General features: G+C 60.3%; 18 protein-coding genes and 5 pseudogenes. 5 read left to right on the forward strand and 18 right to left on the reverse strand.

What is annotated here, in order from left to right; all coding sequences use genetic code 11:
* The first annotated feature begins 226 nt into the window (after positions 1-226).
* From NJU76_RS19070 to NJU76_RS19080, 3 genes are all read left to right on the forward strand, one after another.
* Positions 227-688: a DUF6069 family protein gene (locus NJU76_RS19070; protein ID WP_254533405.1), complete on the forward strand. Its 462-nt coding sequence runs from the start codon at positions 227-229 to the stop codon at positions 686-688.
* Positions 685-1,641 (forward strand): WD40/YVTN/BNR-like repeat-containing protein, encoded by a 957-nt coding sequence (locus tag NJU76_RS19075; RefSeq protein WP_254533406.1) that lies wholly within the window; start codon positions 685-687, stop codon positions 1,639-1,641. The genes NJU76_RS19070 and NJU76_RS19075 overlap by 4 nt, the downstream gene beginning before the upstream one ends.
* A 699-nt stretch (positions 1,642-2,340) precedes the next feature.
* Positions 2,341-2,814, forward strand: coding sequence for a hypothetical protein (locus tag NJU76_RS19080; RefSeq protein ID WP_254533407.1), 474 nt, complete (start codon positions 2,341-2,343; stop codon positions 2,812-2,814).
* Between the two features lie 612 nt (positions 2,815-3,426).
* On the opposite strand, the gene NJU76_RS19085 is transcribed toward NJU76_RS19080, so the two are convergent.
* Entirely contained in the window at positions 3,427-4,818 is a 1,392-nt protein-coding gene (locus NJU76_RS19085; RefSeq protein WP_254533408.1) for a phenylacetate--CoA ligase family protein, read from the reverse strand.
* Positions 4,819-4,904: 86 nt separating this feature from the next.
* On the opposite strand from NJU76_RS19085, the pseudogene NJU76_RS19090 reads away from it, so the two are divergent.
* Positions 4,905-5,374: pseudogene (locus NJU76_RS19090) on the forward strand (transposase); the annotation flags it as partial.
* A gap of 11 nt (positions 5,375-5,385) precedes the next feature.
* Positions 5,386-5,778, forward strand: coding sequence for a hypothetical protein (locus tag NJU76_RS19095; RefSeq protein WP_254533409.1), 393 nt, complete (start codon positions 5,386-5,388; stop codon positions 5,776-5,778).
* An 85-nt stretch (positions 5,779-5,863) separates the two neighbouring features.
* On the opposite strand, the gene NJU76_RS19100 is transcribed toward NJU76_RS19095, so the two are convergent.
* From NJU76_RS19100 to NJU76_RS19170, 17 genes and pseudogenes are all read right to left on the reverse strand, one after another.
* A complete protein-coding gene (locus NJU76_RS19100) occupies positions 5,864-6,559 on the reverse strand; it encodes a nucleotidyltransferase family protein (RefSeq protein WP_254533410.1) in 696 nt (231 codons plus the stop codon).
* Positions 6,556-7,230 carry a helix-turn-helix domain-containing protein gene (locus tag NJU76_RS19105; RefSeq protein ID WP_254533411.1) on the reverse strand — a complete coding sequence of 225 codons (675 nt, stop codon included), beginning with the start codon at positions 7,228-7,230 and terminating at the stop codon, positions 6,556-6,558. Before NJU76_RS19105 ends, NJU76_RS19100 begins: the two co-directional genes overlap by 4 nt.
* Positions 7,231-7,628: 398 nt before the next feature.
* Entirely contained in the window at positions 7,629-9,029 is a 1,401-nt protein-coding gene (locus NJU76_RS19110; protein ID WP_254533412.1) for a phenylacetate--CoA ligase family protein, read from the reverse strand.
* Positions 9,030-9,174: 145 nt separating this feature from the next.
* A complete protein-coding gene (locus NJU76_RS19115; RefSeq protein WP_254533413.1) occupies positions 9,175-10,092 on the reverse strand; it encodes an alpha/beta hydrolase in 918 nt (305 codons plus the stop codon).
* Between the two features lie 95 nt (positions 10,093-10,187).
* Positions 10,188-11,495: a hypothetical protein gene (locus tag NJU76_RS19120; protein ID WP_254533414.1), complete on the reverse strand. Its 1,308-nt coding sequence runs from the start codon at positions 11,493-11,495 to the stop codon at positions 10,188-10,190.
* Between the two features lie 203 nt (positions 11,496-11,698).
* The gene (locus NJU76_RS19125) at positions 11,699-12,421 is read right to left on the reverse strand and encodes an MBL fold metallo-hydrolase (RefSeq protein ID WP_254533415.1); all 723 of its coding nucleotides are present in this window, start codon (positions 12,419-12,421) and stop codon (positions 11,699-11,701) included.
* Between the two features lie 191 nt (positions 12,422-12,612).
* Positions 12,613-13,272: a helix-turn-helix domain-containing protein gene (locus NJU76_RS19130; RefSeq protein WP_254533416.1), complete on the reverse strand. Its 660-nt coding sequence runs from the start codon at positions 13,270-13,272 to the stop codon at positions 12,613-12,615.
* Between the two features lie 37 nt (positions 13,273-13,309).
* The gene (locus tag NJU76_RS27120; protein WP_425604327.1) at positions 13,310-14,062 is read right to left on the reverse strand and encodes a DUF7389 domain-containing protein; all 753 of its coding nucleotides are present in this window, start codon (positions 14,060-14,062) and stop codon (positions 13,310-13,312) included.
* Positions 14,063-14,067: 5 nt separating this feature from the next.
* Positions 14,068-14,217: pseudogene (locus NJU76_RS27125) on the reverse strand (DUF7389 domain-containing protein); the annotation flags it as partial.
* A 62-nt stretch (positions 14,218-14,279) separates the two neighbouring features.
* Positions 14,280-14,699 (reverse strand): HVO_A0114 family putative DNA-binding protein, encoded by a 420-nt coding sequence (locus NJU76_RS19135; RefSeq protein ID WP_254526037.1) that lies wholly within the window; start codon positions 14,697-14,699, stop codon positions 14,280-14,282.
* A gap of 35 nt (positions 14,700-14,734) precedes the next feature.
* Positions 14,735-15,028, reverse strand: a pseudogene (locus NJU76_RS19140) (toxin-antitoxin system TumE family protein); the annotation flags it as partial.
* Between the two features lie 258 nt (positions 15,029-15,286).
* A pseudogene (locus NJU76_RS19145) lies at positions 15,287-16,117 on the reverse strand (RNA-guided endonuclease TnpB family protein); the annotation flags it as partial.
* A gap of 7 nt (positions 16,118-16,124) precedes the next feature.
* Complete coding sequence (locus NJU76_RS19150) at positions 16,125-17,096, reverse strand: IS1595 family transposase (RefSeq protein ID WP_254533417.1); 972 nt, start codon at positions 17,094-17,096, stop codon at positions 16,125-16,127.
* Positions 17,097-17,189: 93 nt separating this feature from the next.
* Positions 17,190-17,623, reverse strand: a pseudogene (locus NJU76_RS19155) (biosurfactant protein 1); the annotation flags it as partial.
* Positions 17,624-17,651: 28 nt separating this feature from the next.
* Positions 17,652-17,993: a DUF7344 domain-containing protein gene (locus NJU76_RS19160; RefSeq protein ID WP_254533418.1), complete on the reverse strand. Its 342-nt coding sequence runs from the start codon at positions 17,991-17,993 to the stop codon at positions 17,652-17,654.
* A 3-nt stretch (positions 17,994-17,996) separates the two neighbouring features.
* Entirely contained in the window at positions 17,997-18,248 is a 252-nt protein-coding gene (locus tag NJU76_RS19165) for a hypothetical protein (protein WP_254533419.1), read from the reverse strand.
* Between the two features lie 84 nt (positions 18,249-18,332).
* Positions 18,333-24,656: a GAF domain-containing protein gene (locus NJU76_RS19170; protein ID WP_254533420.1), complete on the reverse strand. Its 6,324-nt coding sequence runs from the start codon at positions 24,654-24,656 to the stop codon at positions 18,333-18,335.
* Between the last annotated feature and the right edge of the window lie 175 nt (positions 24,657-24,831).

The raw sequence follows: 24,831 nt of genomic DNA on the forward strand, positions 1-24,831 counted from the left end.
ATCCCGAGTACCCCAGTGTCAGTGGGATGGCTCGACAGCAATTGAAACTCGGTGTCCGGGAATTCGGTCGACAGTGTAGCCAGCCAATCCTCGGACGCTGCGGGGTTGATTTTCAAGTGTACGCGGGGCATAGCATTCGGGATTTGCTTGGGGCGCGTCCGAGGTATATACGTTGGTGAACCTGTTCACGGGTACTACCGTGATAGCTCCTGGAATAGGACGAGGTATGCCAACCACGGCAACAGCGGCCGACGCAGAAGCCTCGACGCAGGTCAGCATTACCCAACTGACGAAGTCCGGTGTCCTCGCGATCCTCACAGCGAGCGGGGTGAACGTTCTCGTCCTCGAACTTGCCCTCGCTGTCCTCGATGTCCCCCCTGCGTTCACGCCCCTCCCGCTTGGCTGGGGACCGGTCGTCGCGAGTTCCACGGTCGGTGCGATCGGGGCGACGGTCGTGTACGGCATCATCGCGCGCTATTCGACGCGGCCGAACCGGACGTTCACCATCATCGCTGCAGCTGTGTGGGTCCTTTCGTACGCCAACCTTCTCACGCCGGCGCTCGCGGGTGCTCCCACGGTCATCTACGCGATCCTTGGTCTAATGCACGTGACCGCAGCGATCACCATCGTCGGGGCCTTGCGGCGGACAGCGAACCGCTCAGGCGATGTCATGGAGGACGCACAATGAGCCGCGGGGCGCTCCTTATCGGCACCGACGAGGGCGTATATCGCGCTTACACCGACGACATTGCCGATTCGCGGCGTGTCCTGGAGAGCGAACTCGTCCTTCGCGTGCGGCGGTTCGGCGACGCAATGTTCGCGGCCACGCGTTCCGGTCTGTTCCGCTCACGCGACGGCGGCGAGACCTGGACCGACCTGGCTGTCCCCCGACGCGAAGTCTACTCGGTGGTCCAGAGTCCCGACGCCGAACGTCTGTACGCCGGGACACATCCCGCGCACCTATACATCTCCACGGACGACGGGGCCACCTGGCGGGAACTAACGGGCTTTCAGGATGTGCCGTCGCGCGAGACGTGGCACACCCCTCGCCACCGCAACGAAGCCCACGTCAGGAGTCTCAGTGTTCACCCTGACACTCCAGATCGGATGATAGCCGGCGTCGAGGTCGGCGGCGTTCTCGTGAGCGACGACTGCGGCGAGTCATGGGAAGAGCGCCGAGCGGGACTCCATAACGAACGGGAGGACAACCTCCAGTTCGACGTCCACCACGCCCTCTCCCTGAGTGGTGACGAACTGGTCGTCTCGTGTGGTGGCGGGCTCTACCGGACGCGAAATGCCGGTGACTCCTGGACGCGCCTCGACGATCACAATCATCCGTACTTCCGGGAGGCGTTCAGTCACGGCGACCGGCTGTATGCGGCGGCGACCCGAGGGCCATGGGTTAGCGAGATGGACGCCACGCTCTTCGAGTCGACGGACGAGGGTGAGACCCTCGATGCCGTCTCGTATCCTGGTGCTGGCGACGCGTTCGTACTCGCGTGGACAGCTCTCGATGAGACCGACGGTGGTGTGTTTGCAGGAACGCACACTGGCTCTGTGCTTCGACGGGCTGGCGGCGAGTGGACGAACACAGGGACCGTTCCAGCGAGAATTCAGTCGCTAGAAGTCATCCAGGTGTAGCTTCAACCCTGAAGGTGCGAGTTGTAGCCCCCATAATCAAATACCAGATCCAATGAATTTCTCAGTCGTTGTGCAGGGTAGAAGGCGGGTAATTTGCACGGCGGATCGGTACGCATCGGGCGATAGCTACTCACCGCGGATATATTGATAGGAATGTCTAACGCATACCCGCGTCTTTAGGCGCGGGTTGAGTGGTAGGCCCGGGGCGACAACCGCCGTCAATACCGGGCCGAATATCCGTTTTCGGTACGTTTAAGCGGCTGTCTGGCCTGTTTCAGTATGCTACTCCGGTGGAGAGAGTCATACCAGAGAACACACGTATGCCGATGACTCGGCCGGAGACGGGGCCTGAGTGACCGGGCCACAGCCCTCCCGAGGGAGGTAAACCGAGAGGGTCCCCCAGTATGCTGCTGGTTCCCTTGGAAGTGCGGGTTGAAACCTCGAAAGCCACGCTCGGGTGATATCCCATGGTGGGATCCCACGCCGTTTAGGGCGTGGAGGAGGTCACACTCCCATACCACCTATCGGTGAGTGAGTATGCGTGTGTCTGGCCCACTTACGATCCAGCGGGTCTCTGAACTCGTGATGGCGAATCGAGCGATCAGAGCACCCTACTACCATGCCGACCATGACGAGGAGGTTCGTTTCACGGATCTGGACAGGGGGCTCTAATGGGGGGCCGACGTCATTCCAGCCTTGATGGATCTATTCAGGGTTGAGCAAGACATCCAGGACGATCATCCCGACGGCTGGGTAGGCTTCGCTCGCCACTGGCGAGGCGGGACGTTACGGCTGGACTTCGACCTGTTTTCTGGATCCGAAGAGCCAGACTCGATCCTGGTCGTGACCGCGATAGCAGGCCGAGCAGGGAGGAATACCATCGTGGACGAAGACGTCGGAGAAATCAAGCTGTCGGACCAGGTTCCAACGGAGCAAGAATGGGAAGAGCGGCAAAAACGGTACCAGGCGGCGCGAAGGGGTGATGATACCGATGGATCGGTAGCGGTGAAGGCGTACATCGCGGCGCTGCCGGATTGGAAGCGGGCGATCGCGACACAATTCGACGAGATCATCCAACGCGAAGTGCCACACGTGCGCCGCGCCGTGAAGTATCACCAGCCGTTCTATGGCGTCGAGGACCAGGGCTGGTTCGCGTCATTTAGCTGTAATTGAGGGCGCTAAGCCCCCTTCTGCTCACGGCGACGCCGTTCGCATGGTCAGCGGGACCGACGGTCCCGCGCTATCCGCAGCGAGCGAAGCGAGCAGGGAGGGATACAGCGCCCGCACGTCTTGGTTTCGTGTGAATCGGCACCCTTACTACCACAGCGGTCGAAGGTGAGAGTAAGATGCTCACCACGCTTCCGGCGGTGTTCAAACGCGACAACAAGCGTGCATCGTCGGTTGTGGCCGAGTGTCGAACCGGGAGGAGTGGGACACTCCGAACCACCTGTCAAGGGAAGCCGCCTGTGGAGTCTGGAACCGTCCGCAGAACGCCAACAGCGTTCTGCCGGGCCGCACGAGACGCGGAGCGTCTTGTGGACGCTGTGGGGACGTTCCCTGCACGTTCCGACACCGAAGCAGGAAGCCCTGTGCTTAACAAGCGAGGGCCGGGGAGGCCCGAGCGCGGTAGGGCAGGGTAGTTCACCGGACGCGGCACGGAATTTACGCGATTCACGTCCACCCTTCGGCCTTTGGCCTCAGGACGGGATTCTCTCGCTGTTCAAAGATAGCCCGATCTGATGGGCACGCTCGTAGCTGAACTGACGGTCCTGAAACTCAGGTCGACTACTCTACCAGTTCGGACCAGACGTGCCGGAACTTCCCACTTCGTTCCTCTCGTTGTGGAGGCTCAGATGCCGCTTCGACGGTTATGCGGCTAATCCCGTGAGTACGAAGGAACGACTGAAGCTCCTGTTCGATATGCTTCCAGACTTCTTCCTCGGTCGCATCAGGGGTGACATCAAAGCGGACCTGAAGTGTTGTGGGGGCTGTGCGGATAATCTGGGTTCGATGGATACCCGGAACTTCTTCGACGATGCTTGAGAGTGCGAGTGGGAAAATCGGCACCTCCTCTCCCTCGTCGGTTTCGAACTGGAGGATGTCTCCTTGCCGTCCGCCGACCTCCATGATGGGGAATGCGCTCCCGCATGGACACTGTTCTTCGTACATCGTGATGCTATCCCCGAGATCGTACCGAACGAGCGGTTGCACTCGATTCGAGAGGCTCGTGATGAGAACGGTGTCCGACGGCGTCCCAGGTTCGACCGGCTGAAAGTCCTCGTCGACCGGTTCGACCACGACCCAGTCGATGTTGGCGTGGAGATTTCCGTGTTCGCACTCGACGGCAATCGGGACGAATTCCGTCGCCCCATAGAGTTCTCGGACCACACAATCGAAAGCCCGTCTGAGAACGTTCTTTTGTGCCTCCGAGATTGGTTCTGCTGTGGGCATCACGAGTGCGGGGCTGATGTTGAGTCGACCATCCTGCTGGGCTCGCGCCAACTCGACGAGGACGGTCGAGTAGCCTTCGAGGATGGCGGGCTGGTACTGGTTCAGATCGGAGATCAGGTCGTCGATCGGGCTCTTTGGAGAAAAGAGCCGAAGGCGACGCTCTCCATAGACGGATTCTCGACGCATCATTTCGAGACCGGCCGCACCGGCGAAGTGACCGCCCGAGACAGCGACGAGTCCGATGCGGAGATTCTGTGTGAAGAGTCTGGAGAGTGGCGAAGTTCCGGCCATTGCGGGCACAATCCACCGATCACCCAATACGTCTGAAATAGTCCATGCGGTCTCATCCTGGACGAACACCCCCGGTTCACCTGTCGTCCCAGAGGTTGTCCAAACCGGATACGTGCCGAGGAAGCGCTCGCCGATCTTCGTCTCGTCAGCGACGAATGCGTCGATCTCGGCTTTGGTGATCGCCGTGTCCGTGACGAGGTCGTCGAAGTGCTCCATGAGCGTCGACTTCGTCACTGGCGGGAAGTGCTCGAGATCTGTCGTCCCCTGGGGGATATCTGCGTACCGTTGCTTGTAGAATCGGGATTGCTGTCGGACGAACGCGAGATGGGATTCGAGTCGCTGTCGTTGACGAGATGCAATCGTCGCAGAATCAGCTCGCTTCAGCCGCCAGGTGCCGAGTACGAGCTTTCCCTTGGTTATCGGACTCTGTCTCATGCCATCCTCCAGTACGTTGTGCATTCGAGAGCGAGGAGTATAGTTAACAGGCCTCATTTCTGCGACGGTGGGCGACGACTCCGGAGTACATCCGCGAGCGGTTTGACTACGGGACGTACATGAACCGTCGGCTTCACTCGTGGGCGTTCGCCCGACTGCAAGGGCGCATCGAGGACAAGGCGACGGAGGACGGTATCGCCGTCGAGTACGTGCATCCGGCGTACACGTCGCAGACGTGCCACGAGTGCGGCCACATCGGACGACGTGGGGCGCAAGCCGAGTTCCGGTGCGCGAACGACGACTGCCACGTAACGGAGTTCCAAGCAGACATCAACGCGGTCGGCAGGACTGCGTCCTGACGGGCAGCAAGATCGCTTTGCGATCTTGCGACGGCGGCGAATATCGCCGGTCGCGTCGACCCGTGGGGAGAGAGCGTCCGCTGGGAACCCGGACGCGATGACTCGCCGCAGGATGGGAGCGCCAGTGACAGCGCACAGTCCACCGCGAGACGAGCGAGACCACCTCGCAGATGACGCTCGCGGCTTCCTTGGACTGAAACCTGCCAGATTGGATTCCCCTCGGAGGGGAAGTCCCGCCGTTCACGGCGGGGAGGATGTCACGCGTCTCGCCGCGATCGTCGACGCGACCACCCCACCTGGAGAGTACATCGTCCAGCGGACGGGCCCGCACTCGTTCGATCTCGTATTACCGAGTGCTGCACCAGTGGAGATTCACGAACTACTCGCACACCGACTGGAAACCGGGCGCGACATCCTCACCGTCAGTCTCAATCGAGACGGCGTCATCGCCGTTCGCGACGATCGCTTCGATACTCGACATCGAGAGGAAGACGCTTCGACAGCAGAGACAGAGCCCGTCGCTGACGGTGAGGTGGCAGTGGGACGCTCTTCCGGTGGTCGGCAGCCGTCACCGAGGATCCAGTTAGCGACGGTCGACTGACACCGCCCTCCAATTTTTTGACCGAATGCAAGCACCGCTGAAGAGGTTCGTATCTTTGTTTCCGATCAACGAGACCCTGACCGCTTCATCTCAGGTGGTTAATCTGCGCAGACAGGTACTCTTGAAGAGCCGTGACCGTTTCTTCTGAGACAGCTGAGGCCCCGAAGTCACTCCGATACCCGTGCTTGAGTTCGTCGCTCTCTAAGATCTCCAGTCCACGCTCAAGTTGCTCCCGTAGCGCATCATTGTCTCCTCGGCGCAGGTGGGGCGTGACAGCGTTGAGGTCGATCTTTTCTGCGACTGCTAGAACGTCCCGAAGGTCTGTTTCGCGGCCGCTGTGGAGCTTTACCGCGATGAGAACCGCTCCATCGATGACCCTGGCCGTCGTCGTTACCGTCCCGCCGCTGACCTTCTGTTGGTGGCTGTGGTCGTACAGGTAGTCGAACGACCACTGTGCCTCAGTCTGGCGACACCCGAGTCCGTTCACCAGGAGATCGAAGCCGATCGGCTGTTGCGGCGTGAGTCGCTTTTCGTACTCGATCACTTCGGTGTCGTAGAACCATTCCTTGGCGTGGCTGTCCGTTTCCTCGAAGTCCCGATGTTCGAGGAACTCGACGAAGTCGGCCTTGGAGTCCGGGGCGACGACGATATCGAGGTCCGTTGAGAAGCGAGCGTTGAATGCTGAGACAGCGTAGCCGCCGACAAGAACGCACTCGTGCCCCTCTTGGGTGAGCTCATCGAGCAGTTCGATGAGTGCGTCACTTCGATTGTTGAAGCTCATGGCTGGACCCGTTCCGTCTCCCGGTACGTGACGCCGAGATCAAGATCTTCGTACATCCGGTCGAGCATCGCCAGTGCCGACTGGAATTGGGCGTAGTTCTCGCGCATATACTCGATCGTCTCGGCTCTCGGGATCACCGGGTACCCCTCGACGTGTTCGATGTCGAGTGACGAGCGAGGTTCGAGAACGATTTGCAGTGGTCCGTCCAGGTCGTCTCGGGGTTGTCGCTCGAATGCGGTTGGGAAGTCGAACGACTCGAAAAACGCCTGCCAGGCGTCGACGTCCTGCTCACGGACGGCAAGGAACAGTGGATAGTCGTCAGGCTCGCGACCGACTTGATAGCCGCCCTGTGTCCACACGTAGACGCCGTCAATCCGTGTGAAAGCGAATGGCCAATCACCGAACTGTGGGATGACGTACGCCTCTTCGATGGAGGGTGGACTGACGCCGGCGCTGGAAGCGACGAGCTCGCGGGCAGCGTCTCTCACACGCTCGTCGACGACTGAGAGACCGTCGTCATAGTGGACGTAGCCTGCGTCTTCGAGCCGATTGACGGCCTGTCTCACCGTCTCGTACGGCGTGTGGAGATGCTGGGCGACACCTCGGATGGAGTCACCACTCTCGATGGCAAGGATTATCTGCGCCGCCGTGTCGTCGAGAACCTCGTACATCTGATAGTTACTAATAATCCGGTAACAGTTAAAAGCCTTACTCGTTTGGTCATGAAGCTACAATCTTTCCATTCGTCTCAAAGGTAGCCGTGGACCCTGCCGAAACACTAGAGACGAGCATAATGAATTGAACGGCTCTGGTGAATCGATAGACAGCGCCGACTTCAACCGTTAGAACTAGGCAAATGAAGCGGGAAACCGTCGATGCCTATGTCGAAAATCTCCCGCTTCACGAGCAAGGCGGTTCGGTAAGCTAACGCACCTCAAGCTTCATTTCAGTTGTCACTATTGCCATCGAGTAGTCTCAGCGCTTACATATAAGCGTCATCGTACCATCGTGAAAGTAAAACTCAGCGGATTATCTCCCATACCCAGACTTGAGTCGATTGAGCATAGAATCAGGTGGACTGGTCTTCTAGTTCGGACCAGACGTGCCGGAACTTCCCGCTCCGTGAATCCCGTCGTGGAGCCTCCGATGCAGCTTCGACTGTTACGTAGCTAATCCCGTGAGTACGAAGGAACGACTGGAGCTCCTGTTCGATATGCTCCCAGCCCTCCTCCTCGGTCGCATCAGGGGTGACGTCGAAGCGGACCTGAAGTGTTGTGGGGGCTGTGCGGATAATCTGGGTTCGATGCACACCCGGAACCTCTTCGACGACGCTCGAGAGTGCGAGTGGGAATATTGGCACCTCCTCCCCCTCATCGGTTTCGAACTGGAGGACGTCCCCTTGCCGTCCGCCGACCTCCATGATGGGGAACGCGCTCCCGCATGGACACCGTTCTTCGTACAGCGTGATGCTATCCCCGAGATCGTACCGAACGAGCGGTTGCACTCGATTCGAGAGGCTCGTGATGAGGACGGTGTCCGACGCTGTTCCAGGTTCGACCGGCTGATAGTCCTCGTCGACCGGCTCGAGTACGACCCAGTCGGTATTGGCGTGGAGATTCCCGTGTCCGCACTCGACGGCGATGGGGATGAATTCCGTCGCTCCATAGAGTTCTCGGACCACACAATCGAAGGTGTCCCGGAGCATTCGCTTCTGTGTCTCGGAGATGGGTTCTGCCGTGGAGCGAACGAGTGCCGGGCTGATGTCGAGACGGCCGGCTTGCTGGGCTCGCGCCAGTTCGACGAGGACGGTCGAGTAGCCACTGAGGATGGCGGGCTGGTACTGGTTCAGGTCGGAGATCAGGTCGTCGATCGGGCTCTTCGGGGAGAAGAGCCGAAGGCGACGCTCTCCATAGATGGATTCTCGACGCATCATCTCGAGGGCGGCCGCACCGCCGAAGTGACCGCCCGAGACTGCGACGACCCCGATGCGGAGATTCTGCCTGAAGAGTCGGGACAGTGATGAAATTCCAGCCATTGCGGGCAGGATCCACCGATCACCCAGCACGTCTGCAACGGTCCATGCGGTCTCGTCCTGGACGAACACCCCCGGTTCACCTGTCGTTCCCGATGTCGTCCAGACTGGGTAGCGGTCGAGGAATCGGTGGCCGATTTTTGACTCGTCGGCGACGAACGCGTCGATCTCGGCTTTGGTGATCGCCGTGTCCGTGACGACGTCGTCGAAGTGCTCCATCAACATCGACTTCGTCACTGGCGGAAAGCGCTGAAGATCTGTCGTCCCCTGGGGGATATCCGCGTACCGTTGCTTGTAGAATCGGGACTGACGTCGTACGAACGCGAGATGGGATTCGAGTCGCTGTCGTTGACGAGACGCAATCGTCGCAGCATCCGCTCGCTTCAGCCGCCAGGTGTCGAGTACGAGCTTCCCCTTGGTTATCGGACTCTGTCTCATGCCATCCTCCACTACTTGTGCGTTCGCGAGCGAGGAGTATAGTTAACAGGCCTCATTCCAGCGACGGTGGGTGACGACTCCGAAGTCGACCAACCACGATTCACATACTGTCCGCGGACAGGCTGTTCACGCTCCACGACGAGATTCAGGCCGTCTGGTGCGTGTTTCTGAGATGCCGTTGTAGAAACGCTAGCTGGTCTTCGATCACCTGCTCTCGCATCTCCCCAACATAGACCTGAAAGTGCCCGACCGGATATCGAATAATCTCGGAATTTCGGGCGTGTTCGACGACCTGTACGGCAAATTCCGGCGATACCTGTTGGTCTTCTTCTGCGACACAGAGGAGAATTGGGGCGGTAATGCGTTCGACGGTCCCCACCTCGTATCGTGGAAGGTCGAACACGACACACGGAGCGAACTCGTTGCGCCACGTTGTTGCATCGGCAGCGAGTCGCTCCGCAATCGGCTTCGCATCGGGTTCGGTGATGACCGCGAATCCCCCTGGTTCACCGATGACGGGAACCAGATACGGGGATAGCCCGAGTTTACCCCGCACCGCATCGTACACGCCCGCGAGAAGCATCCGAACGAAGACCCCGACAGGAGCTCGCTCGGACCCCCGTCCCCGGAACGCATCTAGCATCGGAACCTGTGTGATGACGGCGGCAAGCTTCGGATCGTCGGCAGCAACGGCGATTACGTGTCCACCGGCGAAGGACGTTCCCCAGATGGCGACGCGGTCGGGATCGACCATCCCGAGACTTCGAGCGCGACGAATCGCCGCACGATAGTCGTCACGCTGTCGTTCGACGTCGACGACCTGGCGCGGTTCCCCACCGCTCTCTCCGAAGTGTCGATAGTCGAACGCCAGGACGGCAAATCCCTCGGCAGCAAATCGCTCCGCGAACGCAGGCAGTCCCAGGTCTTTCGTGCCGCTGAAGCCGTGGCCCATGACGATACACGGGAGTCTTCGATGTATCTCAAGCGGTAAGTACAGATCCGCAGAACACCGAATCCCCCCAGATTCGAACGATATCGCTGTTTTGGTGGTGTTCTGGGTCATACAGGGATGTAGTTCGGTCCGTGGAGTAAAGACAGTTCGCCGCGGACGCCATCGGAGTACTACGTGGTTTGCCCATTCGTTTGGACATCCCCGACTCAACATGACTCGTTTCCAGGCCCGTCACAGGTCTGTTCGGCCCAGACGTGTCGAAACTTCCCGCTGAGGGGGTCGCGTTGCGGTGGCTCAGCCGCTCTCTCGACAGTAATCCCAGCGATGCCCTGGTCTTCCAGGAACGTCTCGAGGCCCGCACGCACGCGCTCCCACACGACCAGGTCGTCACAGTCTGACGTGACCTCCAGCCGAATGCGAATGGTGGACGGACCGGTTCGAACGAGTTGCGTCCGACGGACCCCTGGCACGTCCTCGACCACGCCAGAGAGGGCGAGCGGGAAGATCGGACGGTCGCGTCCGTCCGTTGTCTCGAAGTGAAGGACGTCGCCCTGGCGCCCTTCGACGTCGATGACGGGGAATGCACTGCCACACGAACAGTGTTCGTCGTACATCGTGATGCTGTCGCCGAGGTCGTACCGGATGATTGGCTGAATGCGATTCCCGAGGTTCGTGAGCAGTACCGTCTCCGAGGGTTCCCCGAGATCGACCGGCCGATACTCCTCGTCGACGGGTTCGAGGACGACCCAGTCGGCGTTGACGTGGAGGTTTCCGTGGCCACACTCGATTGCGATCGGGTCGAACTCGGTTGCAGCGTACGCCTCGCGCACCTCGCAATCGAATGCATGCTCGATGTCGCGCTTCTGGGCTTCAGAAACTGGTTCTGACGCCGGGGAGACGAATGCCGGGCTGATGTGCAGGCGACCGTCTCGTTGGGCGCGGGCTAGTTCGACGATGACACTCGCATAGCCCATGAGGAGTGCAGGCTGGTAGCGATTCAGTGCCTCGATGATATCGTCGAGGGGTTGCGTCGGTGAGAACAGCTGAATCCGGTTTTCGAGGAATTTGGACTCGCGCTGGAGCAGGGCGAACGCGGAAGCCCCGAGGAAGTGACCGCCGGTGATTGCGATGACGGCCTCTCGAAGATTGTGTTTGACGAGTCGCCTGAGCGTGTCGATGTCGAGTACCGCATCCAGTATCCAGCGATCTGGATGCGCTCCGAGCAGCGCCAAACTGGTGTCGTCCTGGACGGAGATGCCCGGTTCTCCTGTCGTTCCCGATGTCGTCCAGACCGGATAGCGACCGAGGAACCGCTGGCAGATCTTCGTCTCGTCAGCGACGAACGCGTCGACCTCGGCTTTGGTAATCGCCGTGTCCGTGACGACGTCGTCGAAGTGCTCCATGAGCATCGGCTTCGTCACCGGCGGGTACTGTGTGAGGTCGGTACTGCCCTCGGGGACATCGGCGTAGTGTCGCTTGTAGAACCGTGACTGTCGCCGGGCAAACGAGAGCATTTCAGCGAGTCGTCGTCGCTGCCGAGCCTCTATCTCTGCACGGGTCCCTCCTCTGGCCCGCCACACGTCGAGCGTGATCTTTCCTCTCTCGATTGGATTCATCGGACTGGTGCTGGAGCGCGGGGGGATTCTTCCGACCCCCCTCGTGTTCCCACTATACTTCGCGGCGAACGGACTTTGTTATTGGCCCGCCGAGCTAGCTGTTACCCGACGTTCCTCATGTGGCCCTCCCAGGGCTCACCATGTCCGGACAACAGTACGACCTCGCCACAGGAGTCCAGTTTCCGTATCGACGACCGTGCCTTCTCGGTGTCGTAGTGTATCGGTGGCAGCACCGTCGGTTCGGTGTGGCGGCCGGTTCGCACGTTGTACGTCATCAGGGCGTCACCGCAGAAGAGCACATCTCGATCAGGGAGGTAGAACGCGGACGACCCGGACGTATGGCCAGGAACCTGAATGACAGTCGGATGCCCAGGAACGTCAAGTTCGTCGCCGTCTTCGAAGATCTCGAACGCCGTGAGCCGTGGTACTGATCCGACGCCTGAACGGACGACCTCGACGAAGTACGAAAACACAGGGGGCTTCCAGAGGACCTTCACGAAGTCGAGAGGTGGAAGCGAGCGGGAAACTGTGTTCGCCCGCTGCACATCGGCGGGGTGAATCCATACCCGCGCGTCAGCGGCTTCTCGAAGCCATTCGGCGAATCCGAGATGGTCGAGGTCGCCGTGCGTGATGAGGATCGCGGCGACATCGGATAATGTGTATCCGAGTGCCTCGACACCTTCGACGAGGAGGTCCCAGTGGTCGGGAAGACCAGCGTCGACGACAGTGAGTGCATCGTCTTCCTCAACGATGTACCAGTTGATCCGGCGCGTCCCGAATCGATACACCCTGTCAGCGACTTCGATTCCACGAACGAATTCCATAGTACACGTACGCACTCTAATCGGATAGCCCTGGTCGCTTCCGTGGCTCGACAATATTCCCCGGAATGGTCTGCATTCCCACGAACTTCACAAATCGAAACCCGTCGTTCAGTTCCGATTCAACGGCTCAGCAGTCTTACGAGTGCTGCTGCAATGTTGAACGTCCGTAGAGAGCCTGTAGGGAATCCCAGTCAGTCCATCCGGTAGGCTGCGGCCGAGTCGACGTTGTCGTACATCCGTCCGAGCATGTCGAGTGCTGACTGGAAATGCGCGTAATGCTCTTTTGCGAATGACACGGTTTCTTGGAGCGAGATGACGGGTCGTCCGTTGACCATCTCGGCATCGATCTGTGACCGTGGCTCCAGAACGACCTGGATGGTTCCATCGAGGTCTTCAGCGGCCTGGCGCTCTTCTGCAGTCGGGATTCCGAACCGATCGAAAAACGCCGTCCAGGCGTCAAGATCGGACTCGCGGACGGCGATGAACAGCGGGTAGTCCTCCGGATTGCGAGCGACCTGGTAACCACTGCGGGTCCAGACGTAGACCGCATCGATTCTAGTGAATGCATACTCCATACCCGCGAACTGCGGGAGAACGTACGCTTCTGAAATCGATGGCGGCAAGGTGGTTGCTGCCGCCGTCAGGAACTCGAGACCGACGTCGCGGAGCGTCTGATCGACGAGGTGGAGGCCATCATCGTACGCGACGTATCCCGCCTCTTCGAGGCGATTCACGACGCGCCGAATCGTCTCGCGGTTCTCGTCGATCTTTCGCGCGACGCCGGAGATGGAATCTCCTGGGTCGAGCGCGAGGATTACCTTGAGTTCCTTTTCACCGCATACCTCGTACATCCCATGGTTACACAATTCTGTGCAACACCCAAAAGAATTACTCTTCGTGTGGGTCTGTTAGCTGGATCTGGCGGGTACTCTCGGCGAGATCGTGGATGTACTCGCGGAGGGTTTCCATATCCTCGCGGGCCTCTTCCAGTGTTTTCGCCTTTACTTTGGCGGGTGGTTCGCCTTCTAATTCGTCATGACACGGGCGACAGAGTGTGACAAGATTACTGAGCTTGTTCGCCTCGACACAGGACTCAAATGATGAATATCGCTCTATATGATGAACGTGAATTTCTCGATCGTATTGCTCCAGATGCTCCTCATTAGTCAAACCACAGTTTTGACACTGATATCCATCTCGAGCAAGTGTTCGCTTGCGTTGTCTCTTCCATGTGTGACCTCGATTCTCCTCATGACCTCCTCTCCATGTAGGATGCTCGCTACCCCGAGCACCGACTAGATGGCGCCCCGGTTCACGTCGCTCAATACCATGTCGGTCTAGCCATGAGTACACGATATTCGTTGAACAACCAATACGGTCAGCGATTTCTACTGCGGATAGCTCCTCATCAACGTACAGGTCCTGAAGTCGGGATTTATCAGTTAGAATGGGGTATTGCGGCGTCCCTCCACGAGATTCTCGTTCGAGATTAAACCGGTCCATCCAGTTTATGATGGTGTGCTTGCTGCAGTCTAATTCAGTAGCAACATCGCTTAGCGACAAATCCTTCTCAAAATAGAGTTCCCGAAGCGTCTCTTTCTCCCTCCATGGATGATCATCACGCGATTGAGGGTCCGACATCACATATCCACTCCTCGAGTCCCAGTACCGCGAGTCAGCTTCACAGTGAGGGAGACGCCGACATCGCTTCGTTCGACGTACTCGGTTCGGTTCGTGCGTTCTCTACTGGACGGCGATTCAACTGCTCGGCTTGGTTGTTGCTTTGAGTCAGACATACGTTCTCCACGAGAGCCATCTGATAGCGCTCGCACCCTTTCAGAGGGTGAAAAACAAGTGGCTAGTCTGCACTAGCGGGAGTACTGTCTACGTCGACGTCGTCGAGAAGTGGGTAGTCGATGTGCATCTCGATTTTATCGAACGGGACAACTGGCTGGATCGCTCCCCCAGGGCCACCTTCCTTGAGTTCGAGGATACCCAATACCTCCAGCTGTTTCAGATCTGCATGGACATCGGAGACGTCGCGGTCGACGAGTCGTGCAGCCTCCCGCATACTTGATGGGCGTTCTTTGGCGATTGCTTGGATGAGATCGAGGCGCAGTGGTGTGAGGCTGTCGACGAGATCGTCATAAGTCCCGAACTGGAGCACTGCACGCTCATCGCTTTCATCCAGTTCATCAGCTTCAGCAGTCTGAATGAACTGGAGCGTGTCCTCTCGGAGCTGTGCTCGATCGCCTACGGTGATGTGAAGCGTGGTCATGTTCGGGTGGATTGGATCTGTATTGTATCTGCAGTTCAATAGGGTGGGGGTGGGTTGCCACCAATCGTGTCCCAGTATTCGTCAGCACTAGCCCAAAACTCGACGATGAGTTCTTCCATACCAGAGAACTCGACGTCTGCCTCCCCGGCAGCGGTGTGGAGTTCGTGGCCTTTGGTGTCTTCGTGAGCGTTGTCGTAGCGGATGAGCGTCAGATCTTGCAGCGTTCCCAGGTGCAATGTGTACTTCCAACCGGACGGGTAGGCATCTGTATCGGTCGTCCGTCGGATGACGACGTTCTCGACGAGTCCGGCTTCGACGTGGGTGTAGCGGTGCGTGAGTTCTTAGCCCATCCCTCCCCTGTTGGTTTGTCTCCCAACACGATAAGTGTGTTGGGTATGCACCCAACAGCCGCTCAGGTGATGGCTGGGGACTCGCAATTCTGCTATGGGGCGATGAGTTCACTCGTTTCTGCACCAACTACCGCTTCGAACCTACTGCCATTGACATCCTCCACGCGCCTAAAGGCGCGGGAATCCTCACGTTGGGGGTCTCGGCTCATGCCGAACCACCACGCGAGCGACTTTCTCCTACGTGTGTAGGATACTCTGGTTCGTGCGCGCTTCTTTGGGTCTTTCGTGAGAGTGTGGTATCTCCGACCAGTCGTGGTCGTCCCACTCGAATCGCACGGGCCGTGCCATCGGCCGTGGTACATTTGTTTCGTGCCGTCTCAAGAACGTCTCCGACGCGGTGAGGTCTGCGTGTCCCTCGAAGCCGCACGAACACGTGAGCGTGTCTTGGTGTCGAGTCGTGTCCTCCGTCGAACCGCACTGCGGACACTCTTGGCTGGTCCACGTTTCGGAGCGGACTTCGACGGTGATCCCGTACTCTTCGGCCGTACACGCCAGTCGGTCGATGAACGCCCGGAACGCCCAGAAGTTGTGTGTCTTCGCGTTCGTCCGAACCGACCAGTGCGTCTCGAGTACGTCGGTTAAGTCGCCGACGTACACCGTCGAGACGCCTTGGTCGTACAGTCGTTCGATCAAGTCGCGGGCCAGCGCGTCCATCGCGTGGTCGCGCCGTCGCGTCCGGCGCCGGTACAGCCGCCGAATCCGATTCGACGAGTATCGGCCCTCGCGGAGTTTCGACTGTAGCCGGGCTATCTCCCGCATCGTTTCGCGGAACCGCTCGAACAGGCCGCGGCCTTCGTACAGGTACTGCTCGCCGGACGTAGTCGTACAGGCGACGATGTTGTTCGCACCGATATCCAGAGCGGCGGTTTCGTCCGCCAGTGGTGAATCCTGTCGGGAATTGTCTACCGTGACAGGCTGAAAGGCCCTGAATTGGTCCGAAAATTCGTCGTAGTACAGTTCCAACCGACCCTGTTTGCCGTCCCACTTCGGATCGCCAGCGACTTCGAGGCCGCTCTTATGTAGAGTTGGGGAATGCCCCCATAGCAAGGCAGTCGATGACGCTTACGAGGGATGCGCCAGCGAGATTCAATGAACGGATGATTCCAAATGTGTGAGCGGCCTGCTCCAAGCCGTGCTTGGACAGGCCGCGGAACTTCCGTAGCCACGGTTTGATGAGTGAAAAGAGGCACTCAACCTGGTCAATATGGACACCGTCAGGCGAGACGTACGTCTCGTCGTGCACAACGATCTGGTGAGTGTACACCATCTGCCGATACGCTTGGAGACCATTAGTCCAGACCTCTCCCAGCGGCTGGGAGAGGTCTTCAGCCTCCTGTATTACTGGATCAAGGTCTGTTTCGTAACTGATGCCAAGCTGGCCGTGAACAACCCGTAGCACGTCGCGGCACGCCGCAACGAGCGTTATCTGGTCGCCGTGTCGTCCACGCCAGCGCGAGCGTCCTGATCGAGACGACCCGCCGCGGTGACGGCTGTCCCGCGGCGGGTCTTGGCCTTTGTATCCTGAACAGACGCTGCTGGATTCATCGATTTGTACCGGTCCGTCGATTTCCTGCTGGAACTGGTTCCAGACGACCGGGAAGCCTCGCTGAACCGCGGCTTCGACCTCTCGAATGGCGTAGTAGACGGTCTTGTACGCTCGATCGAGCAGTGTCGCAATTTTCGAGATACTCAACAGCGTGTCGGCATAGAGGATGAATGCGAGAAGCACCTCTCCAGTGGTGAGGTGCTTCTCGTGAAACGGTGTTCCGTAGGTGCAAACCGGCTTGAACCCGCAGCTTCGGCAGATAACACGATTCGATGACGGCCACGTTTGGATGCTTGGATCACCGCATTCTGGACACGGAGCCTGCTCCCAGAATTTCTTGAGTCGCCGCTCGATTTGATCATCGAGCGGCTTCGTCTGCAGTTCAATCACTCCAAGATCAACGAGCTGTTGCAGCATCTTCCCGAATGCTGGCTGAGACATATTCTCTTGAGATCAGCCATCACAGTGTAACCGTGGGGCATTCCCCAGCTCTACATAAGAGCGAGAGCGATTTGCGACTCTCACTCGACACTTCTATTTTGGATTCGGCCCGTGACGAGGCGACTGACACACCTGGAACTCCCACATCGGCTGGCCCGACCACTCGTCATCTGGAAGAGACTCGAACTCCTGGAACTGGTGTTTAGTCATTCGACCGCACTTGCGACATTCAAGCCGTGTTTTCGAGGGAACACTGGGTTGACGATTCTCGGACTGGTCATTATCGACGGAACGCTGGAGTGTAATCGACGGCACCAGCCAGACGTCATCCTCGGCGCTCTCAAGTAGCTCTGTAAGCCGATCTTCGTCATGAACGCCTTCCCTCTCTCGTCGTAGAGGAACGTCGTGTGCGCCCCTTCATACCGCGACTGCGTCGACTCTGCCTGTCCCGTCCGCTCACGAGCGGCTGTGAGTAGCTGTTCGCCGCTTTCAGAGGTGATTCGAATTGCTTCGGGGAGCGAGGGACACTGTGTCGGGGACTGAGCTGTCGAGGACTTAGAGCCAGTCGTCAGGAAGTTCGTCGGCGTGGTTCGCCATCAACTCCAGTAACGGTCGAATCTCCTCGAACTGAGGGCCCTTCAGAACCGTGTTCGTCTCCTGGTCCCACTCGATGAACCCCGCATCCGCCAGTTTCGGAAGGTGCGTGTGGCGCGTGTTGATCATCAGCTGTTCCAGATCCCCGGATTCGAGGTGAACGTCGTTGGGGACCTGCGGGTCGTCGACGTCCTGTGGGTTGTGGTCCAGCAACGCGACGAGCACACCGCGACGATACCTGTTCGACAGGATGTCAAGCATCGAGTCCAGACCGGCGTCCGCTGAGTCGGTATCACCGGTCATGATTCATGCAGTCCTCCCATCGCTGGGCTCTTCCCCGTCAGCTACAGGCGAGAAGTCCGACGTAGCCACCGCTCTTGCCAGGGACTCGGCTGGAACCGCCTCATCTTCGTGAAGCAGGTGAAAGAAAATCCGGCGCCTCGGACGGCGGCTGAGTACCTCCAACATCTCCGAGAGCGACGCCGGATCGCCAGTTACGGTGGAGTCGCCCGCAATCAGCGTCTTTTCTGAATCGCTCTGCGGTTGGTCGATGGTCATACATTCCGTTCGACGCCACAACGGGAAGATTGGACTGCAGAAATAATCCACGTCGTGAAGCAGAGCGATGAAACTATTTCGCCTCTACTCTTGCAACTCGTGTCCGTTAGCGAAGATCACGTCGAGTACGTTGCGCTCAGCGCTCCGGATGTGTTTGGCGAACGTCGATGGCACGATCCCCAGCACGTCGGCCAACTCTTCGCCCGTCTGAACCCGTGGCATCTCGAAGTACCCACTCCGATAGGCCAGTTGGAGGACTTCCTGCTGGCGCGGCGTCAGCCGGTCGAGAACGGTCTGCTGGAGTGTCGATCCCGATTCGCGCGTTCGCGTTCGTCGCGAGAGCAGTTCGAGGTCGGACATGTCTCGTTGCAACTGCTCGACGAACTCGCGGACCTCGGCCGACTCCGACAGCTCCAGAACGGCTGTCACTGTCCCAGCATCGATGCGTAGCGACTCGATGGTCGCGCCCCGTTCGAGGAACCGTGTGGGGAGCGTCTCCTCGGTCAGCCGTGCCTCGAACAGGGGCCCGGTCTCTCGGGCAGCCACGTGCTGCAGGTCCTCGATGGCGAGCAACTGCTCGTTGGCAGCCACCAGTTCCTCGGGAGACACGTCGTGTGCGGTGAAGAACACGGTGGTGTCACCGTCAGCCCCCGGTACCAGCCCCTCGAACGCGATCACGCAGTCCAGCTCCCGCGCAAGACGAACGAGTGGCGTTTCGGCCATCGTTGTCTGGAGTGTGAGTTCGACGATGCTGTCGGTCCGTCGGGTAGTGGTCGCTTCGAGCGTGTAAATCGTGTGCGCGATGGTCCCGCCGAGTTCCGCCAGCACGTCCGTCTCGCGCTCGTCCGGCTGTGGGGCCCGACCGTACACTGTGAGGATGCCGTATATCGACTCCTCGTAGACGAGTGGAAGGGTGAGACACGAGCGCGCGCCGCGTCCGAGCGCGTCTTCGCGCCATCCAGCTGCGCGGGCGTCGACGGCGATGTCGGAGACGACCTGTATCTCTCGCGTTCGGTGGGCAGCGACGAGTGGATCGTCGCTCGACGCGTCTCCTACAGCCACGGTCCGGTCTTCCAAGTGGCGACTATCTATGCCCGCCCAGGTCTGTGGCCGCAACGTGTCCGTTTCCGAATCGTAGGTGGCGAGCCAGGCCGCCTCGTAGAGGTCGGAGTCGGCTAGCCGTTCGCAGACGGCGTCGTCGATCTCTTCACGTGTGTCGGCAGCCACGAGCGCTTTGTCGATCTCTCGAATGAGTGTGTTGAGCCGGTCGAGACGGGCCAACTCTTCGTTCCGGTCCGCTAACTCCGCTTCTCCGTCGGCGCGGTCCCATGCGGTCTCGACGGTCGCCGCGAACGTCTCCACGAGGTCGACCGTTCGTTCGTCGAAGGAGTTGACCTGCGTCGAACCGAGACAAACGACGCCGTGCCTCCCGAGCGGCAGTATCACTCGACTCCGGAGTAGAGATCGGGACGGCTCGTCCACCGGGATGTCGAGGTCATTCTGAACGTCGATATCGCCCCCAATAAACGTCTCCCATACCGTATCGGTGGACTCGTCTGGCAACCGGAGCGCCTCGCTGTCGATACCAGAGACCGTGCTGCTCGCGTGCTCTCGGATCTCTCCAGACACTTCGTCGTAGCGCCAGAGTGTGGCGTACTCGACATCAAGGACATCCCGAGTGAGTTCGGCGACGCGGTCGTTGATTGTCTCGGCGTCGGCGTCGATAAGCTCCCGGCTCGCTTCGTTGAGACGTTCGAGAGCGATCTGGTAGTGTTTGGAATCGCTGATATCTTTGAACGCGATGGCGACCTTGCGCTCTTCGGGGTCACCGATACGGAAGGCGTGGACGTCGTACCACCGATCACCGAGGTGCTCTGCCCGGTTCGTGAACCGCTCTGGTTCACCAGTCTGCGCGATGCGACCGTATCTCTCGAACCAGTGGTCCTCGTGGTTCGGCTCGAGTTCCTTCATCCGTTTGCCCTCCGCGCCGTCGAGCCCCGTCTGATCCTCGAACGCTGGATTCGTCTCCAAGAAGCGGTAGTCTACCGGTTCGTTGCCCTCGTCGAACAGCACCTCGATGGTACAGAATCCCTCGATGATCGACTCGAACAACATGCGGTAGCGCTCCTCGCTCTCGCGGTGAGCCTGTTCGGCGTGCGCCCGCTCGACGGCCGCCCAGGTCCGCTCGGCCATCTCCTCTATCATTTCGACCTCGATGTCGGTCCACTCCCTCACATCCGCTTCAGTGACCGAGAGGAACGCTTCGAGCGTCCCGCCCTTGACGAGCGGGACGCCGACCCAGGCGCGTATCTGCGCCTGTCGACACGTCTCCAGCACCTCCTCGCTCAGGTCCGAGAACGTTTCGACGTCGTCCACCGCGAGCGTCTCGCCTGCGCGGAACCCCTCGGCGATGCACTCGCCGTAGGCGTCGAGCTGGTGCTCGCCGGCTAACGAGTCCATGTCGTCGCGGTGGTAGTCCGCGTGGACAACGTTCGTGTTCTCGTCGTCGAGGACGTCGCCGTACTGGACGCGGTCTGCGCCCAGTTTCTCGCCGAGCACGCGAGCGGCCGTCCGCTGGATCTCGACCGGGTCCGAAAGCGGGCGAATCGCGTCGGTGAGGGTGACGCGAAAGCCGTCCAGCTTCGCCTGTCGTTCGAGTTGTTGCAGGCGTTCTTTGCGCTCGGTAATGTCGACCATCGTGCCGTTGAACCGGACCTGCTCGCCGTGTTCGTCGTACTCCATCTTCGCTCGCGCCTCGGCCCAGTGCCAGTTGCCCTCGGCGTCCTGGACGCGATACTCGACGGCCATCTCATCGGTCTTGTCTTCGGCTCGCTGGATCGCCTCCCACACCTGGTCACGATCCTCCTCGTGCACGGGCTGGAAGAACTGCTCCAGCGGCGCACCGGCGGCGACCGCGTCGGGGTCCATGCCGTAGGTTTCGGCCAGGAAGGCGTCCCCGGAGACGATGTCGGTCTCCATGTCGCGCGTCCAGAGGCCCACCTCCCCGGCGGCGGTCGCAAGCTCCAGTTTCTCCGTGGTCTCACGGAGGTTCTGTTCGGCTTCTTTCCGCTCGGTGATGTCCTGGACGGTACCGACGCCGCGGATTGGAGTCTCGTCCTCGTAGAAGAAGGTTCCCTTGGCTCTGATCCAGCGCTGTTCGCCGTCGGCACGGATGATTCGGCTCTCGAACTCCCAGTTGCCGGATTCGAGGGCTGCGTCGAACTGCTCGCGGACCGCCTCACGGTCGTCCGGATGGAAGTGGTCGAGCGCACGTTCGAGGCTCCAGTCTTCGACGGGGTCGTCGTACCCGAAGATCTCGTCGTGGCGTGGCGAGCGGTACGGCGACTCCCGGGTCTGGAGATCGAGTTCCCACACGCCCATTTCCTCGACATCGAGCGCGATCTCCAGCAGTTCCCGTGTCTCGCGTAGCTCCTGCTGCTTTTCTTTCCGCTCGGTGATGTCGCTGGCCGTCCCGAACCACTCGGTGATCTCGCCGTCGTCGTCCAGCATCGGGACCGCTCGAGAGTGGACCCACCCCCGGGTTCCATCTACCTGCATCACCTGGTGTTCCAGTTCGAACGTACTCTTGGTCTCGATGGCGTCCTCGATGGCCGCCATCACCCGTTCCTGTTCGTCGTCCGGGATGTACTCCGTCAGCCACGTCTCCCGGGGTTCCTCGGTGTCGACGATGAACTCCTGGCCGTCTAGATAGTACATCTCCGACCAGTCGGGACTCATCCGATAGACGACATCGGAGGTCGTCGTCACGAACGCGTCGAGACGCTCCTCGCTCTCGCGGATCTTCTGGTCGGCCTCCTCGCGTACCTGCGCCAGTTCGAGCGTCGCACCGACGCGTGCCACGAGTTCGCGTGCCGAAAAGGGTTTGACCATGTAGTCGTCCGCGCCGGCTTCCAGGCCCTCGACGCGCGAGTCCTCCCCGGCCCGCGCCGAGAGCATGATGATCGGTAGATCGCGCATCTCCGGATCGTCCCGCAACGACGCCAGGAGTTCGAACCCGTCCATCCCCGGCATCATCACGTCGGCGAGCACGAGGTCTGGTGTCCATTCCCGGGCGGCCGACAGCGCAGCCTCACCGTCCGCCACGGTCCTGACATCCCACTGCCGACCGAGGAGCCGCTCCAGATACTCTCGCATGTCGGTGTTGTCGTCGGCCACCAGCACACGCGCACCAGGAGCCGGGAGGCCGACCTGCTGGGGAGCGGCGTCGGGCACCGCACTATCCCGCTCGTCCCCGGCCACCTCGTCATCTGGCAGCCAGCGCAGTGCTTCTTCCACATATGGACCGGCACCCACGGTGGTCGAGTCGAGTGTCCGTTCCGCCTCGATCCTGTCTTCGGGAAGGTGTTCCGTCCCCAGCGGAACCCGGATCGTGAACGTACTCCCTTCGCCGACGGTACTCTCGACCTCAATGTCGCCGTCGTGAAGCGCGACAAGATTATTTACAAGTGCGAGCCCGATACCGCTGCCTTCCTGACTTCGGGCGCGCGCCCCCTCTACCTGATGGAAGCGGTCGAAGAGGGCGGGGAGTTCCTCCTCCGGGATACCGGTCCCAGTGTCGCGGACCTCCAGTTCCGCGTGGTCGTCAACGGCGCGAACCGACACGGCGATTTCGCCCTCGAAGGTGTGTTTGAACGCGTTCGACAGCAGGTTGAGCACGATCTTCTCCCACATCTCCCGATCTACGTAGACCGGCTCCGAGAGCGGCGGCGTGTCCACGCGGAGTTCCATGCCGGCGCGTTCGATAGCGGCACGGAAGTTGCTCGCGAGGTCAGCGGTCAGATCGGCCAGATCCGTCGGTTCGTAGGAGGCCTGCACGCGCCCGGTCTCGATGCGAGAGAAGTCCAGCAGCGTGTTGACCAGTTTGAGCAGGCGCTGGCTGCTGCGGTGGGCGACCTCGAGGCGCTCTCGTTGTTCGGGTGGGAGGTCGTCGGCGGCGGCCAGGGCGTCCTCCAGCGGGCCGAGCATTAGCGTGAGCGGGGTTCGGAACTCGTGGGAGACGTTGTTGAAGAACGTCGTCTTCGCGCGGTCGAGTTCCGCGAGTTCCTCGGCGCGTTTGCGCTCTTGCTCGTAGGCCCGGGCGCCAGTCACGGCGGAGGCGATGTGGCCGACGGCGAGCTCGAAGAATGATCGGTAGTCGTCGTTCAGCCGTCGTCGCGGGCTGACACCAGCGACCAGCACACCGTACGGTTCTACGCGGCCCGGCCCGACGATCGGCAAAACGAGCGCCTCCTGGGGCGGGTCGGGCCACTCGCCACCGGGGAGCGACCCGAACCGTGCCTCGACGTCGTCGATGTATTCGATCTCGCCGGTCCGGGCTACCCGCGCTATCGGCCAGGATGATGGATCAGTCCCATCGGGCGGTTCGTCTGTGTCCGGTTCGGACGCCGTCAGATCGACCGTGGACGGAGCGGCAGGGTCCCCCAGGTCGAGGCCGACGGTGCCCGCGACGCGGGCCTGCTGGCCCTCGTCGTCGATCCGGTACAGCGCGGCGAAGGGAATATCGGCCCGATTCTCGGCGAGGGTCTCCGCACTCAGCTGGAACGCCTCCTCAACCGTCCGCCCATAAGAGGCCTGGTCCGCCAACTCCCGGAGCGTCCCGACGCGACGCTGGCCCAACACTCGCTGGGTCTCCTCCGTGCAGGCACAGAAGATCCCGGCCACCTCGCCCGCGTCGTCGAAGATCGGGCTGTAGGAGAACGTAAAGTAGACCTCCTCCGGGTAGCCGTTCCGCGTGAACGTCATGAGCAGGTCCTGGTTCCAGGTAGACTCACCGTCCTCCATGACCGCGTCGGCCTGTGGACCGACGGTCGGCCAGGCATCCGACCAGACCTCGGGCGCGGGTTCGCCGAGGGCGTCCGGATGCCGGTCGCCGAGGACAGGGATGTAGGCGTCGTTATAAAAGTGGATCAGGTTGTCGCCCCACCAGATGAACATTGGATAGCGAGACGTGAGCATGATTTCGACGGCGGTCTTGAGACTGTCGGGCCAGTCGACCGCCGGTCCCAGCGAGGTCTCCGACCAATCGAACTCACGCGTCCGCCTGGCCATCTCGCTGTCGTCCGCCAGGGGCGTCAGCGGGTCGTCCGCCGGTTCCCGTTGCGTGCGAGTCGCCTCCCCAGTGGCGCTCTCGGAGGGGTCCGTGGCGTCAATATCGAGGCCGCCACCGTTATATTGGAGAGCAGATTGCCACCACACGCGACTATTGGCCCCGACTTTCTTCGTTTTCAGGACGCCGTCGTCAACGAGCGAATCCAATCGATTGTAGATTGTTCGCTGCGTACAGTCGAAGCCCTCGGCGACCTCCGGGGTCGTCACCGGCGTACCAGGGGGACCGAGGGTATCGAGTTCGGCGAGAACGGCGTCTGGAGACGGTGCAGGCGAACTCATACGCGCAGTTAGCGAGCGACGTGCAAAAGCATTCTGTCGATAGAATCGTCGAAGAAGTGGGACTTTATCGGAAGCCTCTTTTCCCCGTGTTCAGGTTTGCATAGTACCAAACGTACGCACGGTGTGTTCGTGCCCCACTAATGGGCCACTCGAACCGAGTCATAAAGCCGACGAC

The organism is Natrinema gelatinilyticum (assembly GCF_024266705.1).
GTDB lineage: Archaea > Halobacteriota > Halobacteria > Halobacteriales > Natrialbaceae > Natrinema > Natrinema gelatinilyticum.